The organism is Gardnerella sp. DNF01157 (assembly GCF_049244225.1).
GTDB lineage: Bacteria > Actinomycetota > Actinomycetes > Actinomycetales > Bifidobacteriaceae > Bifidobacterium > Bifidobacterium leopoldii.
Genome location: NZ_CP058388.1, coordinates 1,065,906 through 1,087,440 on the forward strand (window position 1 = coordinate 1,065,906; position 21,535 = coordinate 1,087,440).

At 44.8% G+C, this 21,535-nt stretch carries 16 protein-coding genes and 1 tRNA gene; 7 read left to right on the forward strand and 10 right to left on the reverse strand.

The genetic code is table 11. From position 1 onward, the window contains the following. Positions 1-38: 38 nt before the first annotated feature. Together dusB and HXT38_RS03995 are read right to left on the reverse strand one after the other, a co-directional pair. Positions 39-1,193 (reverse strand): tRNA dihydrouridine synthase DusB, encoded by a 1,155-nt coding sequence (gene dusB, locus HXT38_RS03990; RefSeq protein ID WP_004573903.1) that lies wholly within the window; start codon positions 1,191-1,193, stop codon positions 39-41. Positions 1,194-1,262: 69 nt separating this feature from the next. Further along, complete coding sequence (locus HXT38_RS03995; RefSeq protein ID WP_116442638.1) at positions 1,263-2,783, reverse strand: glycine--tRNA ligase; 1,521 nt, start codon at positions 2,781-2,783, stop codon at positions 1,263-1,265. Between the two features lie 191 nt (positions 2,784-2,974). Between HXT38_RS03995 and HXT38_RS04000 the strand changes: the two genes are divergently transcribed. Together HXT38_RS04000 and HXT38_RS04005 are read left to right on the forward strand one after the other, a co-directional pair. Next, positions 2,975-3,340 (forward strand): MTH1187 family thiamine-binding protein, encoded by a 366-nt coding sequence (locus HXT38_RS04000; protein WP_116442637.1) that lies wholly within the window; start codon positions 2,975-2,977, stop codon positions 3,338-3,340. A 74-nt stretch (positions 3,341-3,414) separates the two neighbouring features. Continuing rightward, positions 3,415-4,647, forward strand: coding sequence for an amidohydrolase (locus HXT38_RS04005; RefSeq protein ID WP_174143518.1), 1,233 nt, complete (start codon positions 3,415-3,417; stop codon positions 4,645-4,647). 17 nt (positions 4,648-4,664) lie between these two features. Here HXT38_RS04005 and HXT38_RS04010 read toward each other — a convergent pair whose 3' ends face one another. From HXT38_RS04010 to HXT38_RS04020, 3 genes are read right to left on the reverse strand one after another with little or no spacing between them, the layout of a single operon-like run. Then, a complete protein-coding gene (locus HXT38_RS04010) occupies positions 4,665-5,459 on the reverse strand; it encodes an isoprenyl transferase (RefSeq protein WP_004105147.1) in 795 nt (264 codons plus the stop codon). A gap of 2 nt (positions 5,460-5,461) precedes the next feature. Continuing rightward, positions 5,462-6,208 carry a DNA repair protein RecO gene (recO, locus tag HXT38_RS04015; protein ID WP_004573900.1) on the reverse strand — a complete coding sequence of 249 codons (747 nt, stop codon included), beginning with the start codon at positions 6,206-6,208 and terminating at the stop codon, positions 5,462-5,464. Between the two features lie 31 nt (positions 6,209-6,239). Further along, a complete protein-coding gene (locus HXT38_RS04020; protein ID WP_174143517.1) occupies positions 6,240-7,760 on the reverse strand; it encodes a DivIVA domain-containing protein in 1,521 nt (506 codons plus the stop codon). A gap of 118 nt (positions 7,761-7,878) precedes the next feature. Between HXT38_RS04020 and HXT38_RS04025 the strand changes: the two genes are divergently transcribed. Then, positions 7,879-7,952: transfer RNA gene (locus HXT38_RS04025), tRNA-Val, on the forward strand. Between the two features lie 74 nt (positions 7,953-8,026). On the opposite strand, the gene HXT38_RS04030 is transcribed toward HXT38_RS04025, so the two are convergent. Then, positions 8,027-8,914: a PDZ domain-containing protein gene (locus tag HXT38_RS04030; protein ID WP_421791684.1), complete on the reverse strand. Its 888-nt coding sequence runs from the start codon at positions 8,912-8,914 to the stop codon at positions 8,027-8,029. A gap of 260 nt (positions 8,915-9,174) precedes the next feature. Between HXT38_RS04030 and HXT38_RS04035 the strand changes: the two genes are divergently transcribed. After that, positions 9,175-10,962, forward strand: coding sequence for a zinc-dependent metalloprotease (locus tag HXT38_RS04035; protein ID WP_421791686.1), 1,788 nt, complete (start codon positions 9,175-9,177; stop codon positions 10,960-10,962). Between the two features lie 197 nt (positions 10,963-11,159). Here the strand turns inward: HXT38_RS04035 and HXT38_RS04040 are convergent, their stop codons facing one another. Next, positions 11,160-12,719, reverse strand: coding sequence for an ATP-dependent helicase (locus HXT38_RS04040; RefSeq protein WP_421791688.1), 1,560 nt, complete (start codon positions 12,717-12,719; stop codon positions 11,160-11,162). Between the two features lie 155 nt (positions 12,720-12,874). On the opposite strand from HXT38_RS04040, the gene HXT38_RS04045 reads away from it, so the two are divergent. After that, positions 12,875-14,623 (forward strand): phosphotransferase, encoded by a 1,749-nt coding sequence (locus HXT38_RS04045; protein WP_032842396.1) that lies wholly within the window; start codon positions 12,875-12,877, stop codon positions 14,621-14,623. Positions 14,624-14,691: 68 nt separating this feature from the next. Further along, positions 14,692-14,910 (forward strand): DUF3107 domain-containing protein, encoded by a 219-nt coding sequence (locus HXT38_RS04050; protein ID WP_004105154.1) that lies wholly within the window; start codon positions 14,692-14,694, stop codon positions 14,908-14,910. A gap of 486 nt (positions 14,911-15,396) precedes the next feature. Here HXT38_RS04050 and HXT38_RS04055 read toward each other — a convergent pair whose 3' ends face one another. Further along, positions 15,397-16,317, reverse strand: coding sequence for a PHP domain-containing protein (locus tag HXT38_RS04055; RefSeq protein WP_174164397.1), 921 nt, complete (start codon positions 16,315-16,317; stop codon positions 15,397-15,399). A gap of 112 nt (positions 16,318-16,429) precedes the next feature. Here HXT38_RS04055 and HXT38_RS04060 point away from each other — a divergent pair, with 112 nt between their 5' ends. Continuing rightward, the gene (locus HXT38_RS04060; RefSeq protein WP_101885943.1) at positions 16,430-17,080 is read left to right on the forward strand and encodes a vitamin K epoxide reductase family protein; all 651 of its coding nucleotides are present in this window, start codon (positions 16,430-16,432) and stop codon (positions 17,078-17,080) included. 53 nt (positions 17,081-17,133) lie between these two features. Here the strand turns inward: HXT38_RS04060 and murI are convergent, their stop codons facing one another. Continuing rightward, complete coding sequence (gene murI, locus HXT38_RS04065) at positions 17,134-17,904, reverse strand: glutamate racemase (protein WP_116442631.1); 771 nt, start codon at positions 17,902-17,904, stop codon at positions 17,134-17,136. A gap of 133 nt (positions 17,905-18,037) precedes the next feature. Further along, positions 18,038-21,472: a mupirocin-resistant isoleucine--tRNA ligase gene (gene ileS / locus HXT38_RS04070; protein ID WP_421791691.1), complete on the reverse strand. Its 3,435-nt coding sequence runs from the start codon at positions 21,470-21,472 to the stop codon at positions 18,038-18,040. Between the last annotated feature and the right edge of the window lie 63 nt (positions 21,473-21,535).

Here is a 21,535-nt window from a genome sequence, read left to right on the forward strand (position 1 = left end):
TAATCAGAGCAAAAAAATGACGAAAGCCCTAGAAAACACTAGTAACTTGCATCCATTGGATCATCACCAAATAACGCCTCTCGCTCTTCGTGACTAGTTGTACGAGAATCTAACCACCCATACGGCAAATGAACTTTTTTAGCAAATCTAACTCGTCCACGCGGCGTGTCTAACACCTTTTCTGGCAAACGAAGAGAACCATCAAGCATATCGAGATTACGTTGAACATCCTCAATCGACTCGCACTCCATAAACGCTTTACGAGTGCCACCACCAACAGGAAAGCCCTTTAAATACCAAGCAACATGCTTACGCAAGTCGTGAACAGCCATACGCTCGTCACCATCATAAAACTCAACTAAAAGCTTCAAGTGACGCAAAATAACGGAACCAACTTCTGCCAAAGTAGGATTCACACGATTATCGCTACCTTCGCAAGCATTGCGAATATCAGCAAACAACCATGGGCGACCTTGGCATCCTCGACCGATAGCAACGCCAGCGCAACCAGTTTCCTTAAACATTGCGAGCGCATCTTCAGCACCCCAAATATCACCATTGCCAAAAACGGGGATATTCAGCGCCTCTACAAGCTCACCAATACGCTGCCAGTCTGAATGACCACCGTAATATTCTGCAGTTGTGCGAGCATGCAAAGTTACAGCAGCGCATCCTTCTTCTTGTGCAATATGACCAGCTTGAATAAAAGTTTCATGATTCTCGTCAATTCCAACACGGAATTTAGCCGTAACAGGGATTCCTGCTGGCTCACAAACAGAAACAACGCGATGCAAAATTTCTTGCAACAAATCAGTTTTCCAAGGAAGAGCAGAACCGCCGCCGCGTCGCGTCACTTTTGGAACTGGACAGCCGAAGTTTAAGTCAACGTGGTCAGCCATGTTTTCGTCGACAACAATTCGAGCTGCCTGCTCAACAATAGAAGGATTTACACCATAAAGCTGCAAAGAGCGCACTTTTTCGCTAGGAGCAAAACGGCAAAGTCTAAGCGCTTTTGGATTTCGTGCAACTAGAGCTCGCGCTGTAATCATTTCTGCTACGTAAAGCCCGTCCGGACCAAATTCGCGGCAAATTACGCGAAATGGCCAGTTAGTGATCCCAGCCATTGGAGATAGAACAACAGGAGTTGCAATATGAACTTTCCCTAAATCCACTGGTTTTATAGAAAAATTCATATTGCTTTAACTCCGTTCACTATAATAATAATTTTGCTTATTAATGCTTAAGCACTACTCAAACGCGTATTAGTACAATCCGCCAGCAGTAGCGATTTGTACAGGCTTAGACTCGTCTTCGCCAGCTTCTTTAGCAATATCCGTAGCGCCGTCGGCTGCACGAGTACCAACGATTTCAACAGGACCTTGCGGATACTTAACACGTTTTTCGTTAATTCGGCTAGCAACGTAATCTGCAACCTTGTCCAAGGAAACGCGCTCTTGTTGCATAGTGTCGCGCTCGCGAATTGTAACAGCATGATCTTCCAAAGTATCGAAGTCGACTGTTACGCACAAAGGAGTACCAATTTCGTCCTCACGACGATAGCGGCGACCAATAGCACCAGCCTCATCGTAATCGATAACCCAATCATGCTGACGCAAATCTGCAGCCAAATCTCGAGCAACAGTTTGCAATTCTGGCTTCTTGCTCAAAGGCAAAACTGCAGCTTTAACAGGAGCCAAACGAGGATCAAGTCGAAGAACAGTGCGCTTGTCAACTCCGCCCTTAGTGTTTGGAGCTTCGTCAACGTCGTAAGCATCAACCAAGAATGCCATAAGCGAGCGCGTGAGACCAGCCGCAGGCTCAATAACGTAAGGCACATACTTTTCGCCAGTAGCCTGGTTAAAGTAGCTCAAATCCTCGCCGGAATGCTTAGCATGAGCAGACAAATCGTAGTCAGTACGGTTTGCAATACCCTCAAGCTCTCCCCAATCCGAACCTTGGAAGCCGAATTTGTATTCAATATCGACAGTGCGCTTGGAATAGTGGCTGAGCTTCTCCTTAGGATGCTCATACATGCGCAAGTTTTCTGGCTTCACACCCAAATCAACATACCAACGCACGCGAGTGTCAATCCAATACTGGTGCCAAGCTTCGTCGGTTCCAGGCTCTACGAAGAATTCCATTTCCATCTGCTCAAACTCGCGAGTGCGGAAGATGAAGTTTCCAGGCGTAATTTCGTTGCGGAAAGACTTACCAATATTTGCAATACCGAAAGGTGGCTTTTGACGAGTAGAAGTCATGACGTTCTTAAAGTCAACGAAAATGCCCTGAGCTGTTTCTGGACGCAAATAATGCAAGCTATTTTCGTCTTCAACCGGTCCTAAATGAGTGCGAAGCATCATGTTGAAGTCGCGTGGCTCAGTCCAGTTTCCGCGAGTACCGCAATCTGGGCAAGCAATGTCTTTTAAGCCATTTTCTGGCATTTTGTCGCCATGCTTTTCAGCATAAGACTCTTCCAACTTATCTGCACGATGACGCTTATGGCAATTCAAGCACTCGATCAAAGGATCGTTAAACACGGAAACGTGACCGGAGGCAACCCACACCTGTGAAGGCAGAATAACGGAAGTATCCACTCCAACAACATCTCCACGCGTGGTCACCATGTAGCGCCACCATTCGCGCTTGATATTATCTTTCAACGCAACACCGAGTGGGCCGTAATCCCACGCAGAACGCGTGCCACCGTAAATTTCGCCGGCTGGGAACACAAATCCTCGACGCTTAGCCAAGGAGACGACTTCATCAAGCTTTGAAACAGCCACAATACACCTTTTCGTAAAACTAGAAAATTCGGGTGAAAACGTTGCTATTATAGAAAAACCCTGTGACGCTTGTAAAATTGTTAAAGTAACTGTTAAAGTAACGCAAATTTATAAGTTTGTTGACGCATTATTTGGCGTTGTCTTGTTTTGCTAAATTTGCGTAAAATTACGATTTTAAAGGGATTGTTACTATGAGTGAAAATAATAACGGGAATACAAACGACCACATGAACGAGCACAGAACTAACACGGTCGCAGCGTTGTGTATTGCTCCAAGCGGAGTCGGAGACGAGTTGAGCGAGTACGTGGCGGATGCCGTACAAGTAATTCGCGATTCTGGATTAAAGAACGAAACTAACGCAATGTTCACGAATATTGAGGGCGAATTTGATGACGTCATGCGCGTTGTAAAAGACGCTACAATGGCTTTAGTCAGCAAAGGATACCGTACCGGAGTAATACTAAAATTAGATATTCGCCCTGGTTTTAGCAATCAAATTGACGCAAAAAGTGCGCTTGTAGATAAAATTCTCAACGAACGGAATAAAGAAGAATAAAACTGAAATCAGATAATCTCAAATAATCTCAAAACTCAAAAAAGTTATAATAAAGCAAAGGAAAGCAGGAATTTATGCTGCAACTTACGGCAGTTCAGAAAATATTATCCGATTTAGATGAAACCCAAGCAGAACGAGAAAAACAATACAAATACTTTCATCAACATCCTGAACTGTCAATGAAAGAAGATCATACAGCTCAAACAATTATTGATATTCTTAGCAAAGCTGGGATTGAAACAAAGCGAGTTGGAAAAACAGGCGTTGTGGCAGAAATTAAAAACGGCGAAGGTCCTGTTGTTGCTATGAGAGCGGATATCGATGCGCTTCCAATTAAAGAAAATTCAGGAAAAGATTACACTTCAACAGTTAGCACGCAAGACGAAAATGGCAAAACGGTTGGAGTTTCACACGCTTGCGGTCACGATTTTCATATTTCCAGCCTACTTGGTGCCTTGAAGGCTTTTAATGAACATAAAGATGCTTGGAGAGGAACGTACATTGGCATTTTTCAGCCTGGAGAAGAAACAGCTCAAGGCGCAAAAGACTTGGTGGAAAATGGCATTACGAGCATGATTGCAAAGCCCGACGTTTACCTTGGTCAGCATGTGTTGGGTGCTATTCCTGCAGGAACAGTCGGTATTCGTTCGGGCGCATTCTTAACTACTGCAGCTTCGATTCGCGTGCACATTTTTGGTAAAGGTTCGCATGGTTCTATGCCTGAGTTGAGCGTTGACCCGGTGGTTGTTGCTTCATCAATTGTGCTTAAATTGCAGACGATTGTTTCTCGCGAACTTGCAGCTAAAGATTACGCAATTGTTACAGTTGGCGCGCTTAATGCAGGAAGTAAGTCGAATATTATTCCTGATGATGCCGAGCTTTTAATTAACACAAGAACTTATAGCGAAGATACTCAAGAATTTGTGCACAATGCTATTGAACGAATTGTGCGTGGAGAGTGCGAGCTTGCAAGATGCCCTAAAGAACCAGAGTTTACGTATTATGATCGCTATCCGCTTACGAATAATGATCAGAATGCGTCTTTGCGCGTGCGTAAAGCTTTTGATGAATACTTTGGAGAAGATTCTGTAGATATTTCGCGCGCTTCTGCTTCGGAAGATTTTTCTATAGTCGCGAACGCTTTTAAAACTCCTTACGCTTACTGGGGCTTAGGTGGTTTTGCGGATATGCAGAATGCTCCTGGAAATCACAATCCGGCATTCGCCCCAGATTTGCAGCCCACTCTTAATCGCGGATTAGCAGCTGCAGTCGTAGCAGCTTGCGCTTGGCTCGCTAGCGAAAAGTAACAAATCTTAGTGAGATACTAGGCATTCTTTACGCCACCAAATCTGCGGTCGCGATGCGCATAACGGTCGATTGATCTCCACAGCGCTTCGCGGCCGTAATCCGGGAATAGTTCCGGCACAAAATCAAGTTCCGCGTAGGATGCTTGCCAAGGCAAAAAGTTGCTAGTGCGCTGCTCGCCGGAAGTGCGAATCACCAAATCGCAATCTGGAATATCCGGATTATACAAGTGCTCAGCAATCATTTTTTCACTTACGCGATCGCCTTTAATTTTGCCGTCTCGAATTTCTTTCGCAATTTGCGCGCAAGCATCCGCAATTTCCGCACGACCGCCGTAATTTATGCAAAAAACAACGTCAATGGTTTTATTATTTTTGGTGATTTCTTGCGCTTTTTCCAACTCGTCAATAACAGACTTCCACAAACGAGGACGACGACCTGCCCAACGAACTCGCACTCCCCACTCGTTCATTTGTGCAACTCGCCTATGAATAATCTCCCTAGAAAATCCCATTAAAAAGCGCACTTCTTGCGGAGATCGCTTCCAATTTTCGGTAGAAAAAGTGTATAAGCTTAAATAGCGAACTCCTGCTTCTATAGCTCCTGCAATAACGTCAAAAACTACCGGTTCTGCAGCTTTATGACCTTCGGTTCGAATCATTCCGCGCTCTTTTGCCCAGCGTCCGTTTCCGTCCATAATCACACCGACATGACGAGGCACTTTGCCCTTAGGAAAATCTGGTATGCGAGAAGGGTCACTAAAAGGAGCCGCTGGAATATCAAGCGACTTATAATCCACGTTTTCAAAAGCCATACTTACGAATGTAACAACCCCATCGAACGAATAGGTCGCTCAAGATAATATTCAGCCCATTGCTGAACGCATCGCATAGTAGAAGAATCAACCGACACTCCGTCAAGAACAGACCAGTTTCCTTGCGCAAGCGCACACAATTGCAAACGCGTCGAATTAGCACAAACTATTGAATCCGGAGTGTGATCACTTGCACACATCATTCCACCTGTGCAAGGCGAAAAATAGCATAAATCTTCATTTTTTCCACATACAACACAAGCCTGTAGTCGCGGAGACCACCCAGCTAATGACAATGCTCGCAATATATACGACATGCCAATAGCATCAGGAGAATGCTTATGCTTAGACAATGAAAGTAAAGCCGCAGTAAGCAGACGATACTGCCCTAGCGTATCTTGATATTCACGCCTGTATTCATCTGTATATTCGTTAGAAACAAGCAAATCCACAACTTCAAGCATGACGTTTGCATACTCATAGGACGTATAGTCTGCACAAATTTCACCAGCATAAGCAGCAATAGAAACAGCCTGCGAGATTACATCCAAAGATTTACCTTGCGCAAGAAGCAAATCAACACGCATAAGCGGCTCAAGACGACCACCAAAACGTGATTTAAGCCTACGAACTCCCTTCGCAACAGCACGAACTTTACCATGCCGCTTAGTAAGAAGCACAACAATCCTATCCGCTTCACCTAAAGGAAAAGTACGAAGCACAACAGCTTCATCGCGATACAATGGCATGAATCAAACTATATCTTTTTTAATAGTTAGATTAATTACGATCGTTATTTTCCGAATCGTCGCCGCTTTGAGAAGAGCTACCGAAATTAGTAGATTCATCAATATGGCCAATAATTGGGAATGACAAATCTGGAATATCTAAACTCAATGGCTTACTCGGCTGCAAATCAGAAACATGCAACTCCGGAATATTAAGCGAGGAATGCTGCGACGAATGCTGTGCAGGATCTTGAGGAGCAAATGATGGAATTGACTCAGCAGGAGCCGGTGCAGGAGCAGCAACAGGCTTAGGTGCAGCAGGTGAATTATTGCGATTACGAGCTGCAGGAGTGAAAGAAGGAGGTAGTACAGAAGATTCAGAAGAGTTTCGCATTACTGTAGCGCTTTGCAAAAGCTCATCATTGCTATCAGTATCGTTAAGAACATTAGAAGGCTTACTTGCAGCAGCATGAGGTGTAAATATTGCGCGCTCAGACTTATTTAACGCTTCAAACGAATCATTGGAATCTTGATTAGCATAATCTACAGGAGCAAAAATGCTTTGTTTATCATGATTTGGCACGCTAGGTATTGAGCGAGGTGCAATCTTAGGCAACCTATCCGCAGTGTCTTCATCTTCCACAGCATCCTCAACAGGTTTGAATATTGAAGAAGCAGAAGGTTCAGTGGCAGAAGCGGAAGAAGCAGCAGAAGCAGCACTGAAATCAGATGCAGGCTTTCTTGAAGGAGCAAATGATGGAACAGGCTCTTCATAATGATTATAAGATTCCGTAGATTCTGAAGATTTAGCAGGCTCTTCAGCTTTAGTTACAGGAATAACAGAAGGTGGAACGGAAGGAGGAACAGAAGCAGGAGCAGAATAAGATTCAGATTCTGCTCGAGAGTATGAGGAACTACTATTATCCGCATCAACATACTGTTCTACACGCTCAAAAGATTCCAAGCTGCTAAGCAAACGCACACAAGCGTTTAAATAATAATCAACTTGACGCTCATCATAACCGTGCTTACCGTTTTTTTGCGTAAAAATCACATTAGAAACATAAGTAGAATCAATATCTTGCAATGTTTCTTTGTCGGTTTCCCACTCAAGCTCATGACCAAGCATAAGAGCAATCTTATCTAAGGCTTGATCAACCATAATATCCACTTGTTTACGCGCATAAGATGGGTGACGCGAAGAGCCACGATCAAAACGATCGCGATAATCTCTTTGCGCATGTTGCAAAAGTTTACGATAAAGCGCTTCTACACGAGCTTTCCATGCAACTCGTCCGCATTGCGCCAATTCTTGCTCAGTGCACTTATCTACTACCGCACGTTCCAAACGCGATAACGCAGCATCAACTTGACCAATAATGTAACCATTACGCTCCAAGTCAAAAGAAACCTCTTGAATATCTTTCTGCGTGAGTCGAGCTTCATCGCTTTCGTACAAAGTGTGAGCGCGCTCTAGAAAAGCATTCACCTGCGCGACGTTATATCCTAACTTACGCTTACCCACACGCTCCATTGCTGAAGCATTACGAGCGGTATCAGGTTTCTGAGCCATCGAATATCGACCTCCTGAGCACATGTTCTTATTCAGTATACTGTACGCGATTGTTACGACGCGCGCCACACGTTGCATTCGTACACACCATCATGTATGTTTTTAATTTGTTGCGAACGGGCGATTAGCTCAGCTGGCTAGAGCGCCACCTTTACACGGTGGATGTCGGGGGTTCGAGTCCCTCATCGCCCACTTTCTTTTTTATCTATTTTCTGCTTTATCTATTTTCTGCTTTATCTATTTTCTGCTTTATTTGGTTTGTAGTTTTATTTCACATTGCAGCTTGGCAATTTATTTGCCCCATGACCAGAACCAATAGCTTTTAACGCTCTGTAAGCATCATCCAATGTTTTTACACTTACAACGCGCAAGCCTTGTGGCACATGCCCAACAACTTCATTGCAATTATCGTAAGGTGCTAAAAACCAAGTGGCTCCATCTCTTTTAGCTGCAATCATCTTTAACCGAATACCGCCAATTTCGCCAATTTTTTGCGATTTTTCAATAGTTCCAGTTCCGGCTATCGTCTTACCACCAGTTTCTTGTTCAGGAGTAAGTTTGTCAAGAATTCCTAGAGTGTACATCATTCCGGCAGACGGTCCACCAATATCTTCAATATGTAAACGAACTTTTACATCTTCTTTTTTAATTCCAAGATGCTTAGACGCGTACTGCAACGCAACATTTTGAGCAAGACTTTGCGAATCATCCATCTCGTTTGTGGATTCCTTCTCATACTCGTCAGCGCTCTGCCCTACTGGCACAATAGCTTCACGAGGCAGCAAACTTTTATGAGGATCCATCCATGAAGTCAATGAATAAAATGTTGAAATTTCATATCCAGGAACACCAGAAACATTGACAGTAATCAACAATAACTTACCAGTATCATGATTCTCTTTTACTCGAGAACCAGACATATCAATCACAGGAGTATTTGATAGGGATCCTAAAACATCCTGCGTTGGACCAGGCTCTTCTACAACGTATGCGCTTGGAAGCGACAACGCAAAAATTGCAACAATTACTGTAAAGAATCCTGCAAAATATCGCAAAGAATGCGAAGTAATGTACAAAACTAAAGCATGAGGCAGCGAGCGCAAGAATCTAAAACACGTACGGAATACACTAGCACCTGTAGAAAAGCGAAACATGCTTGTATCATGACACAAGCCCTATATAGTTTTGCTTTAAAATATATTTGCACGCAAGTTATAGCGCATAAAACCATATTATCGAGTAGAATATTTGTATTAAAAAATATTTTTATTAAGAAGATGCGCTAAACTCGCATATAAAGACGTGTAAAATACGTATAAATACTTATAAAATACGTACAAATACGTGCAGATACGAAACGTATAAAAATAAAAACTGTAAATTATGCAACACGTGGCACGAGAAGGATACGCTCATGAATGACGATGCAATTCACCAATGGCTCATTGAATGCTTTGGGCCAATACAAGGAGAAGAAGCATGGAAACAACTTGATCAGCTTCCTTTTGAGCTACGCGAACAACTCTTAAATCAGAATCCAGATAAGCTTCCTAAACCAGACGAAGTTCGCGGAATGATGCAAGCTTTTAGTGCAGGCGGTCTTAATAATCCATACGAAATGGAAGCAACACTTGAAGAAGGGCCAATTAATCGCAAGTTAGCGCAATCTATTGCTCTACAGCACGCTAATGGCGATCAAGGAAATGTAAATGCAGACGTAGCAGATGCCACACGAAGAGCTTTAAGCCAAGCGAACTTGTGGCTAGATATAACGTGCAATTTCAATCCTGCTCCTGGAACGCCAGAAGTATTATCTAGAGCTGATTGGGTAGAAAAAACGCTGGAAGCTTGGGTTAAATTCGCTAATCCTGTTGCAAAATCAGTAAACGAAGCACTCACTTCTGTTATTGAAGAGCGATTCCGCGATGTGGATGATGCTGAAGTAAAAGGATTATTTGCAGGAGTTGTGCCAATTCCGCTGCCTGAAGGAATGAATAATCCAGCGCAACTAATGAAACTGCTTGGAAACACTTCGTTTGCTATGCAACTAGGTCAAGCAGCTGGAGCACTTTCACACGAAGTGCACGGCAGTTTTGATCAAGGTCTTGCGCTTTTACAAAATCCTGCAGGCGGATTAATTCCATATAATTGCATTGAGTATGCAAAAGTGTGGGAATTGGATATTACAGAAGTCATGAATTATTTGGCTTTGCGAGAAGCTGCACACGCAAGATTATTTGCATCCGTGCCATGGCTTATGCCACGATTTGAAGCGCTGATTATTAAGTACGCAAACGGAATAAACATTGACTTAGAAGCTATGGAAGAACAGCTTCGCGACGTGGAAACAATGAATCCGGAAGCAATTTCAGGAGCTGTTAATTTGCAAAATATTGGCAGCAATGATTCTGAAGAGCAGCGTCAAGCTTTGCACAGTTTGGAAACTTTGCTTGCACTTGTTGAAGGTTGGGTTGATTGCGTTACATGGCAGTCTGGAATGGCTCATATTGTGCACATTGAGCAGTTGCGAGAGATGATGCGTCGCGAGCGAGCTGCGGGAGGACCTGCAGAAGTGACGTTTGAATCGTTACTTGGTTTGCACTTGCGCCCTCGCCGTATGCGTGAAGCATCACAATTGTGGGAAAAGTTGACTCGCGAGCGCGGTATTGAAGAGCGAGATAGCTTGTGGAGTCATCCAGATTTGTTGCCAACTTTGCCGGAAGCTAGCGAAGTTACGAAAGACGCTGGCGTTGGTAATGCAGGTGACGGTGCTGGTAACGAAAGTAAAGCTGGTGACGAAGTTACGAAAGAATCCGATGCGGAGGATGCAACGGAAGCTGCTGCAAAAAATGCAACAGAAACTCAGTCTAATCAAACTAATGAAGCAACTGAAAAAACTAGCGAAAGTCACGAAAGTGCGGACAATTACGAAAGTAACAAAAATACTGCTAACGCTATCGAAAATGCGCCTAACGAAAAATCGTTTGAAAAATTAACAGAAGACGATTTAGGCACAAATGATTGGGATGCTGAACTTAGCAAGCTTTTGGAAGAGGATGCGCGCCAAAAGAAGCAAAACAGCGAAACCGGTAACGAACCTGGCAACGAATCTGGTAACAAAAACAGTAACGAATCCGGCAATTCCGACGAAACCGGCAACGAAACCGGCAATTCCGACGAAACTGATGCTGACGGCGAATAAAACTCCTGCCCCAACAACAATCCAGCTAAATAATCGACCTCAACGCTCAAAACGGCATAAACTGTGCAACTATGTAAAGTTTCTGCCGCTTTCACGCCAAAAAACGGCAGAAACTTTACATGAGCGTAAAGAAAAAGTCGGTTGCAAGCCAAAAAACGGCATAAACTGTGCACGAGCGTAAAGTTTATACCGCGAGATTAAGCCAGAAAGCGGCTAGGCACACGATTCATGCCAGTTCCACTGTCTTTTCTAGAAGCGTAAGAAAGATGCAAAGTCTTTTCTGCGCGAGTTATTGCAACGTACATAAGTCTGCGCTCTTCTTCCAAGGCACTGTCATCAGCCGTAGAGCCAAAAGGAATAAGCCCTTCAGAACAGCCAATTACGTAAACATGCGCAAACTCTAAACCTTTAACAGCATGAATAGTTGAAACAGTAACAGTTGAAATATTAGAAGATGCAAAAACGTCAGAAATACCTTGAGCACCATAGCTTTGTGCATCCTCTAAAACATTTCGCTGCCACCCCACGTCTTTTCTCACGTGATACGGAAGTTTTGCTGCTTTTAACGCTTTACAAACTACTTGCTGTTGAGCATTGGTTCTCGTTAGTATTGCGCACTCCCCAAGATGCGCAGCACCGCTTTTTACAAGTTTTGCAATTTGCTCAACCACGCCCAAAGCCTCTTCAACATCGGTGGCAAAAACTTGCTGACTAACGCGAACGCCACCTTTCGTTGCAGCTTTAACTTTTACGTAATCCTTTTTATGTGCAGAAGCAGCAAGCACTCTATTAGCAAGACCTACGATGCGTTCTGTGGAGCGGTAGTCAGTATCCAAACTAATATCTGCACCAAGAGGCGCAAATTCTTGCGGAAATGAAAGCAAATAGTAACTATTCGCACCTGCAAACGAGTAGATTGTTTGCGCAGGATCGCCCACTACGCAAATATCGCGGTTCTGCCCCATCCATAATCGCAACAATTCATGCTGTAAAGGAGACACATCCTGATATTCATCAACTGTGATCCATCCGATTGATTGCTTAATACGGTTTGCAGCTTCCGGAAAATTTCGTAAAATATGGCAGCAAAGTAGAAGAATATCGTTAAAATCGATGCAAGTATGCGCATTTTTTTCGGTTTCGTAAGCTTCATATATATCGACAAATTGCTGCGGCTCTAAGCCTGCAGGAGGCAAACGATGCGTAGAAGCACACACACGCAAGTAATCGTCAGGCGCAATAAGCGAAACTTTCGCCCAATTAATTTCTGCCAAAATATCGCGAGTTTGCAACAAAGTCATATCTGCAAAATCTGGATAACGTTTAAGCGCAGAAGCTATGATTTGCTGAGAATCATTCATAATTGACGGGAATTGTGCGGAACAGACGTCGTTCCACACGCTGCGAATTTGTTGCAAAGCCGCAGAATGAAATGTTGAGACGCATCCAACATTACTTACACCAAGAGCCTCAATACGCGATCTCATTTCCGCAGCTGCTTTTACAGAAAAAGTAACTGCCAAAACTCTTTCAGGATCCCACTTACCAGTAGCGCAAGCATACGCAATTCTGCGCGTAATAGTGCGCGTTTTACCAGCTCCTGCACAAGCTATAATGCGCACAGGCCCTTCTAGCGCGATAGCAGCTTCGCGTTGCGAATCATCCAACCCGTCTAAAAGCGCTTCTGGAGAAGTCACTTGCGAAGTTTTAGACGTCACTTGCGAAGTCACTTGCGAAGTTTCTGGTGAAGAATTCATAATTCTATTGTTGCAGCAATAACAACGCTTACGCAACAAGAATAAAAATATGTGTATAACTTACAAAAAATTGGCAAAATTTCGGTGCTTTGTATTACTGTGGGAGTGTGACACAACTCAGTAGATTCAAGTTGGCAGCACTGGCATCTGCAGCCATGCCCGAAGTACAGTTTGCAGGAACGCGCCAAAGTGAGCAAGTTAATGCCACTGATACCGCGGCTGGAATTTCTCACGCCGTTGTGCAAGATATTTCCGGTAAACTTTACGACGTTTTTATCAGTGCGGATAGTAAAGGTCGCAAGCGTTTGCATGACCGGGCTCGTGCAGCATGGACTCTTGAGCACAGTAAAGATTTGGCAGCTTTGGGATTCGCTTACGACACTATGCTCACGTTTATGCCAGGAAAACGCGAAGATGCCAATAATAACACTGGAAATGTTGCAAATAATGTAACCGCTGGAAATTCTACAGTTGCTGGCACCCAGCAATATGCGCAAAAGCAATCTACTCAACAGCAATCTACACGAATGTCAAGCATTATTGCCAACGACAACGATGAAGACACTGTGCTTATTTGTGAACATCTTGAAGGTAGCGCTCGCGACTTGCGTCTTCTTACTACCGACGATTGCGCAAATGTTGGAACTGCAATCGGCGCTATTCATCGCTTGCGCCCTACTTTCGTGACGCGCGGAAAATACCCTGCTTTTACTACTGGTCAAATTCGAGCACAGTTAACCGGTTGGATTAAAAGACTTCGTCAAGCCGGCCATATTCCAACCGAAATTACTGACAGTTGGTCGAGAGTATTGGAAACTGAAGGATTGTGGTCATTTGAAACTTGCCCAGTACACGGCGGTTTTATGGATGGTGACATTTTATTTACCGGCTCAACGATTACTGCTGTGACAAATTGGCAAAGAATGCAAATTAACGATCCTGCGCGCGATTTGGCTTGGATTTTTGCAAAACTTAACGAACAGCGCCGAAACGCAGTGCTTTCTGCATACGGCAGAATTATGGGTTCTCGTTTAGATAGTTTGATTATGCTCCGCGCAAACTTGTGGCTACAAATGGAACAAGTTGGCGATTTTGTTCAAGCTTTGCAACGTGCAGATAATACCAGTATTATGCGTTTTAAGGCTCAAGTTGAGCGTTTAGCGCACGAGCTTAGTCGTATTAGCAATGCACAAACTGCTAAAACTGGTCGTGCCGCAGGAAATCCTGCCTCGACTATTACAGTTGGAACGCTTCTTGAAAATGACAATACGCAAAGTCGCCAAATTTCTAAGAATAATTCTACTGAAAACCAACTAAACACTGGAAATAGCGACGAAACTAATGAGCGAGACATTACTTCAGAAGGAAATACTGAATTAAATAACGCTCAAGACGAGACTTACGATAGCAACAAAACTATAAGCGACGATACTCATGAGCGCAAAGTTCAATATGCTGGCACACACGCAGCTAACGCTGAGGAGGCTGAAAAAGCAGCACAACTCGCTGATGACACAGCAACTCAAGTAATTACTCATGTAAAAACTCAAACAGTACACGAAACCGCAGAAACTATTGTGCAAACTGCAATGAGTAAATCTGCTGATAGCTATGCTAGTGATGAGCCTGAAAGCGTCAATAACGCTGGTAGCGCTGAGGAAGCTAAGGACACCAAGAACAACAATGATTCTGAGGTTAAGGATAAAGTTATAGCTGAGCGTGACAGTAAGGTCGATAGTGCAAACGAGACTTCTTCTGACTCAAATACTTCTTCTGACTCAAAACTTTCTGAAGATGAAGAAAAAAATATGCAAGACTATGACGATAAACCAGAAACCGTAATCATTCCTCTTCTGGAACGTGAAGAACGAGCGATGCGCGACGCACAAGCAGACTTAGACTAAGATAAATAAAATACTAAATACTAATTAAAACGATAAATAGCGTAAAAAATAAAGCAAAAGGAGCATGTATGCGAGTTGTTTTAGGAGTAAAAAACGTTTCTGATTCCATCGATTTTGAAACCAACCAAAGCGCAGAAGAAGTGCGCAAAGTGATTAACGATTCCAAGGATATGCTTGAGTTTACGGACGTAAATGGGCGCACTATTATGGTCTCAGCTTCGTCATTGTCTTACGCGCTCATCGGCGATACGCCAAAGCATTCAGTAGGCTTCGGAGCCCTCAACTAAAATAGCGAACTCTATCCAAACCTTCTGAAGCTTTGCAGCATTGCTCTGCAAACGTCGATTATTTATTGCTTAGTGAACTTTAGTATTAATGCTCTGCTGACGTTGAGTATTTATTGCATAGTGAACACTAGCGTTATTGCTGCTGCACACATCAAGCCAGGCACTCCTACCGTACCACAGAACACTAGCGGTTTTACTAGTAGTGAGGGGTGGGTGTTGCTTGTCGAGCAATATAAAAGCGGAACGATAGTAATAATCTTATTGACGAATACTATTTTTGCAGAGAAAGTAAGTAAAAAACTAAACTTAACTATGCAACCGCTAAGTCCAAGTAAGGTATAAGAGCGGAGCGCTGCGAGACAAGTAACACCCACCCTCACAGCCACGCAAGGAACCCGCCAGCAAAACACCAGCCAAAACTCGCGCAGCAGCAAAAAGAAATCCCCCAAAACTCGCGCCACACTAAGTAAATAGTAAATAAGGAATTTAAAGCTTATAGCCGCGCAAGAGTATTTCCGATACTACTTCGCGGCTTGTTGTTTCTTCGCCCAAACGATTTGGCTTACCATAGCCATGCCAATCCGAGCCGCCCGTCACAAGCAAATCGCACTTACTCGCCAAAGAAAGCAGTCTTTCACGCTGCGCTTTAGAATTTCCGCGATGATACACTTCTAAACCGTCAAGACCAGCTTTAGCAAACGATATAATCTGATCGTCCGAAAGAAGCACGCGGTTACGCGTAGGGTCGGCAGGATGCGCAATAACAACAACTCCCCCAGCATCTTTAACAGCCTCAATAACTTCACGAACATTTGGAGAAGGAGTTGGTATATAGTACGGGCTACACGGAGAAATAGGCCCAGCAAAAGCCTCAGAACGCGTTTTATACACGCCAGCTTTTACTAAAGCATCAGCGATATGCGGCCGCCCGATTGTAGTTAAGTCACCGAGCTTCGCTTGAGCTAAAACGTCATCCCAAGTAATTGGAAAATCGCGTGACATACATTCAACCATATGCTTTGTGCGATCAAAACGACGCTTCCTAGTAAGCTCAAACATGCTCACAATCATGCTATTTTGCGGATTGTACTGGTATGCGAGCATGTGCACAAACACGCCTGAGTCTTGCGCAGTAATCTCCGAACCAAATAATACTGGCACATTCGAAGCTTTAGCAGCCTCTTGAAAATCATGCCATCCTGCAGTTGTGTCGTGGTCAGTAATAGCAACACCTTGCAAACCAACGATTTTAGCTTGCGTAATTAAATCTTCTGGAGTTGCAGTACCGTCTGAATAAACAGTATGACAGTGCAAATCCCAGCGTTCGCGCGCAAAATTCATCATGCTGGAGTTGCTATCGCTAGCATGATTTGATGCGTCGTGTTGGTTGTTGCTTATTGCGGTCATATAATCATCGTAAACTGTGCCATGTAACGAGAAATGAATATGCACACATAATTATTTGCTATTATTTATTATTATTCACATCATTCGCAATTAGTAACTTTTAGGAGCAGCAATGGAGCAAACTAACGCCGCTAAAGAAGACTATGAAACAACACTTAGCGGATGGAGGCACTCTGCAGTATGGACGTATGGCATTATGCTATTTTTCTCTGCGGTAGCACTCGTAACTTCGCTTATACTTTCTGCTGAAACCCTTGCTTTAGCGCGCGAACCTAATAAGCTGCTCAGCTGCGACTTCAACAGCGTAGTATCCTGCTCTAGAGTTGCGCAAACTTGGCAGGCAGAAATTGTGAAATTTGGCGAATTAAGCTTCCCAAACGCATTCTTTGGAATTGCTGCAGAAAGCGTATTCGTAACGCTCGCAGTTATTGGAATGATTCGCGTACGCGTGCCGCGATGGTTTGCAATTTGCACTTGGCTTGGTGGATTATGCGCACTTGCCTACGCTTACTGGCTGTTTTCGCAATCTATGTTCGTAATTCACGCGTTGTGCCCGTGGTGCATTGTGCTTATGTTCTCCACAACAATGCAATTTATATCGTTGACTCACGCAAGCGTAAGTTCGCAAAAATTGCTTGTTAAGCGTTTTAGCTTGGTTGAAAGCTACTACCGTTTGCGATACGACTTGCTAATAGACGTGCTTTGGATTGCGGCATTGCTTACTTTGATTTTGTGCCAATATTCTAAAGTATTTTTTGGCTGAATAAGAGCGATTTTTAGCGCAAAGTCTTAACGCAAGATTTTAACGCAAGTCTTTCAGCACAAGCTCTTCGCAAGTTGCTGCATGCGCAAGCTTGTATCCGAATTAGTAAGAGTTATGCTGCCTTCTTGAGAATCGCTTGCAAGCTCATTATTAAGTTCCAATATTTTGTGCAAATGATTAATAGTTCCTTCGTTGCCGTCAACAATATTCGTGCGCGCAGGCAAAAACTCGCGGAAATAATCCCTATAAAACACAAAATGAGTGCAGCCCAGCACAACCGAATCAATACTGTCTAAATCATACTCGTCGAAATACTTGTGAAGAGCAGCAAAAACTACATCACGATCATTAAGCTCCCCACGCTCAACAATACGCACTAAATCAGGACAAGGCTGCGAAAAAATCGTGTTATTTTGCGAAAAACGTTGCAGCAAATCCGCAAACTTGCGCTCGCGAAGAGTAAGCGGAGTTGCAGCTACGATTACGCGCTGAGACTCACCTTTGCCTAAATCGCAAGCTAATTTAAGCGCCGGCTCCATACCTACGATAGGTATATTGTAATGCGCGCGCAAATCGTTCACAGCTGCGGAAGTGGCAGTATTACAAGCAATTACAACAGCTTTTACATTTAAACGAACAAAATGCTCGACAATTGCAAAGCTTAGCTTTTTAACTTTTTCAGGAGTTTTAATGCCGTATGGCGCGTTAGCAGAATCGCCGAAATAAATAATTCGCTCATGCGGAAGAGCAGCATGCAACTGACGAGCTACGGAAATTCCCCCAAGCCCCGAATCAAAAACGCCAATTGCTGCCGACGATGCCATAAACTACCTCCTAAAAACGCTTACTATCGTAATGGCGAGCCTCAACATATATAGCGCAGCAATAACAGAAACGTGCCGACGTATTGAAATACACCGGCACGTTTTGTTTAGTTAATTAGCTGTTAGTTGTGTTTTACGCACGCTTAACAGTTACGCTAAGACCAGTTGCGCTAGAATCAGCCTCAACAACCTCGAAGCTCGTAGCCAAAGTCTCCTCCGCAATCAAATCGCGGAACTGCTCAACTTTAGCAACGTCCGAAGCTGGCACGCTCAAAGTCAAAGCGATTCGGTCGCTAATATCCAAACCGTTCTCCTTGCGAGCATCCTGAACAGCGCGAATAGCATCGCGAGCGTAACCTTCAGCAAGCAAATCGCTAGTCAAAGCAGTGTCAAGCATAACGAAACCGCCAGTTGGCATTGCAGCAGAAGCCGTATTTTGAGCCGCTTGAGCATCCGAAGACTCAACGCGATTTACAAGCTCATACTCGCCCTCAACAAGCGCAACTTCGCCGTTTGGAGTCTGAACAACAGGAGCACCAGACTCGTCAACTCGCCAATCGCCACTCTTAGAAGACTTAATAGCAAACTGCACTTGCTTACCCAAACGAGGACCAGCTGCGCGCGCGTTCACCTTAAGCTCGTGAACAATCTTCAAACCGTGTTCGCTTGCATCTTGCAACGTGCAGAATGTAACATTCTTCACGTTAAGCTCACGCTCAAGAACCTGCTCGTAAGGCTCAACAGCGGCAGTATTTTCTGCAACAACAGTCAAGTTTGCTAACGGCTGGCGCACACGCAACTGTTCTGCCTTACGCAACGAAAGCGCAGAAGACACAACCTCGCGAACCTTATCCATAGCAGCAACCAAAGCATCGTCGTGCGCAAGAACAGCGCCAAGCTCAGTGACTTCGCCAGCCTTAGGATTTGGCTCACCATCCGAAAGAGTCTCAGGCTCAACCAAATAAGGCCAATCAGCCAAATGCACGGATTCGCCGCCTGTAAGACCGCGCCACACAGCCTCAGCTTCCATAGGAGCAAGAGGAGCAATCGTGCGCATGAACACTTCCAACACAGTGTAAAGCGTGTTGAAAGCAGTCTCGTCTTCATTCCAGAAGCGGTCACGGCTGCCACGAATATACCAATTCGTAAGCACGTCAATAAAATCGCCAACTGCCGCGCAAGCATCGCTAATCGCAAACTCGTTCAAGCACTTTTCTACGCGCTCAACAAGCAAACGCGTGCGAGCAAGCAAGTAGCGATCCATGTTGCAAAGTCCTGCAACCTCATCCGCGCGAAGGCGACGAGCATCGTAACCCTTACCACCGTTTGCAGCGTTCGCATACAGCGTGAAGAAGTAATACGAGCTCCAAACTGGAAGCATAACCTGACGAACAGTATCCCTAATGCCGTCTGCAGTCACAATCAAATTACCACCGCGCAAAATTGGCGAAGACATGAGGAACCAGCGCATTGCGTCCGAACCGTACTCGTTGAAAACGCCGTTCACATCTGGGTAATTGCGCAAATGCTTACTCATCTTCTGGCCGTCGGAACCAAGCACAATGCCGTGGCAAATCACGTTCTTATAAGCCGGGCGGTCGAATAGAGCCGTAGCCATAATGTGAAGCGTGTAGAACCAGCCGCGAGTCTGACCAATGTATTCAACGATGTAATCGCATGGGAAGTGCTCTTCGAAGAATTCCTTATTTTCAAATGGATAATGGAATTGCGCGAAAGGCATGGAACCGGACTCAAACCAGCAGTCGAGAACGTCCGTAATACGGTGCATTTGCGACTTTCCAGTAGGATCATCCGGATTTGGACGAGTAAGGCGATCGATATACGGGCGGTGCATATTCACATTGCCATCGTCGTCGCGCGGATAGTCGCCAAAATCAGCCTTAAGCTCTTCCAAAGAGCCGTACACGTCTACGCGAGGATACTTTGGATCGTCACTCACCCACACTGGAATTGGCGAGCCCCAGAAGCGGTTACGGCTAATCGACCAGTCACGCGCGTTAGAAAGCCACTTACCAAACTGGCCGTCCTTAACGTTTCCAGGAATCCAATTAATCTCCTGATTAAGCTCAAGCAAGCGCTTCTTAATCTTCGTAACAGACACAAACCAGCTAGAAACAGGCTTATAAATAAGCGGAGTTGCGCAACGCCAGCAATGAGGATAGCTGTGCACGTAGCTTTTTTCTTGGAATAGCAACGCGCGCTGATCTTCCGGCATTTGAGCAAGCGGACCGTCTCCTGCACGCAAGTTACGCAAAATTGGCAAGTTCGCGTCGAAAACGTACAAGCCTTCGTAATCTGGGCAGTCGCTTGTAAACTTGCAGCCTGCATCGAGCACGTCAACACTGCGAATTTCGTGCGCGTTAAGCGTGTTCATATCGTCCTCGCCGTAAGGAGCCTGGTGAACGAGACCAGTACCTTCAGCGGTGTCAACATAATCTGCAGTGAAAATTGTAAAAGCGTTAGGACCAGGAGTGCCGCCTTCTGCGAGCGCAGAATCGCTTGCAAAGTATGGGAATACTGGGTAGTAGCGCCAACCAGCCATCTGCGCGCCCTTAAGTTCGCGCACAACTTCGTAATTTTCGCCAAGTTCCTTAGTGTAGGAGCCAAGCAAAGGCTTACCGATGTAGAACTTTTTGCCTGCGAACTTGCCTTCAGTTGGGCGAACTTCCACGTAGTCGATGTCTGCGCCGACTACGATTGCGAAGTTGGTTGGCACAGTCCAAGGAGTAGTAGTCCAGAAGACTGCGTAAGCGTCGGCTTCGTCGCGAAGCTTAACGGCAACGGAAACGGTGGTGTCCTGACGATTCTGGTAAACGTCTGCATCCATGCGAAGCTCGTGCGCTGAAAGTGGAGTTTGGTCCTTCGGGCAGTACGGAAGCACGCGGTAACCCTTGTAAGCCAAACCCTTATCATAAAGCTGCTTAAATGCCCACATTACGGATTCCATGTATGGAATGTTCAATGTTTTGTAGCCGCGCTCGAAATCAACCCAGCGAGCCTGACGATGTACGTAGTTTTGCCACTCGTTCGTGTACTTTAAAACGCTGGCACGGCAAGCATCGTTAAACTTCGCGATTCCCATTTTTTCGATTTGCTCAACTGACTCGATGCCGAGTTCCTTCTGCGCTTCCAACTCTGCAGGAAGACCGTGAGTATCCCAACCAAAAACGCGGTTTACTTTGCGGCCGCGCATAGTCTGATAGCGCGGAACGACGTCTTTTGCGTAGCCTGTGAGCAAGTGGCCGTAGTGAGGAAGACCGTTTGCGAATGGAGGGCCGTCGAAAAACACGAACTCGTTCTGGCTACCCTTGCCGGACGGGCGATATTCGATTGACTTGCGGAAAGTGTTGTTTGCATCCCAGTATTGGAGAACTGACTCTTCAAGCTTTGGGAAAGAAGGATTTGGTGCAACTTGCGCGCCGGCGTTTTCTTGCGTTGATGCAGAAACACTTACCTTTGGATATACGTGATTTGCAGACGTATTTGCGGAAGTATTTGCGGAAGTATTTTCGGACGCGTTTGCTGCTGGATTAGTGGATTCGCTCACTGTGCTCTCCTCGCTCAACAGGGTGAATATTTCCCTGCGAGGACGACAGTTGCTGCCGCGGTA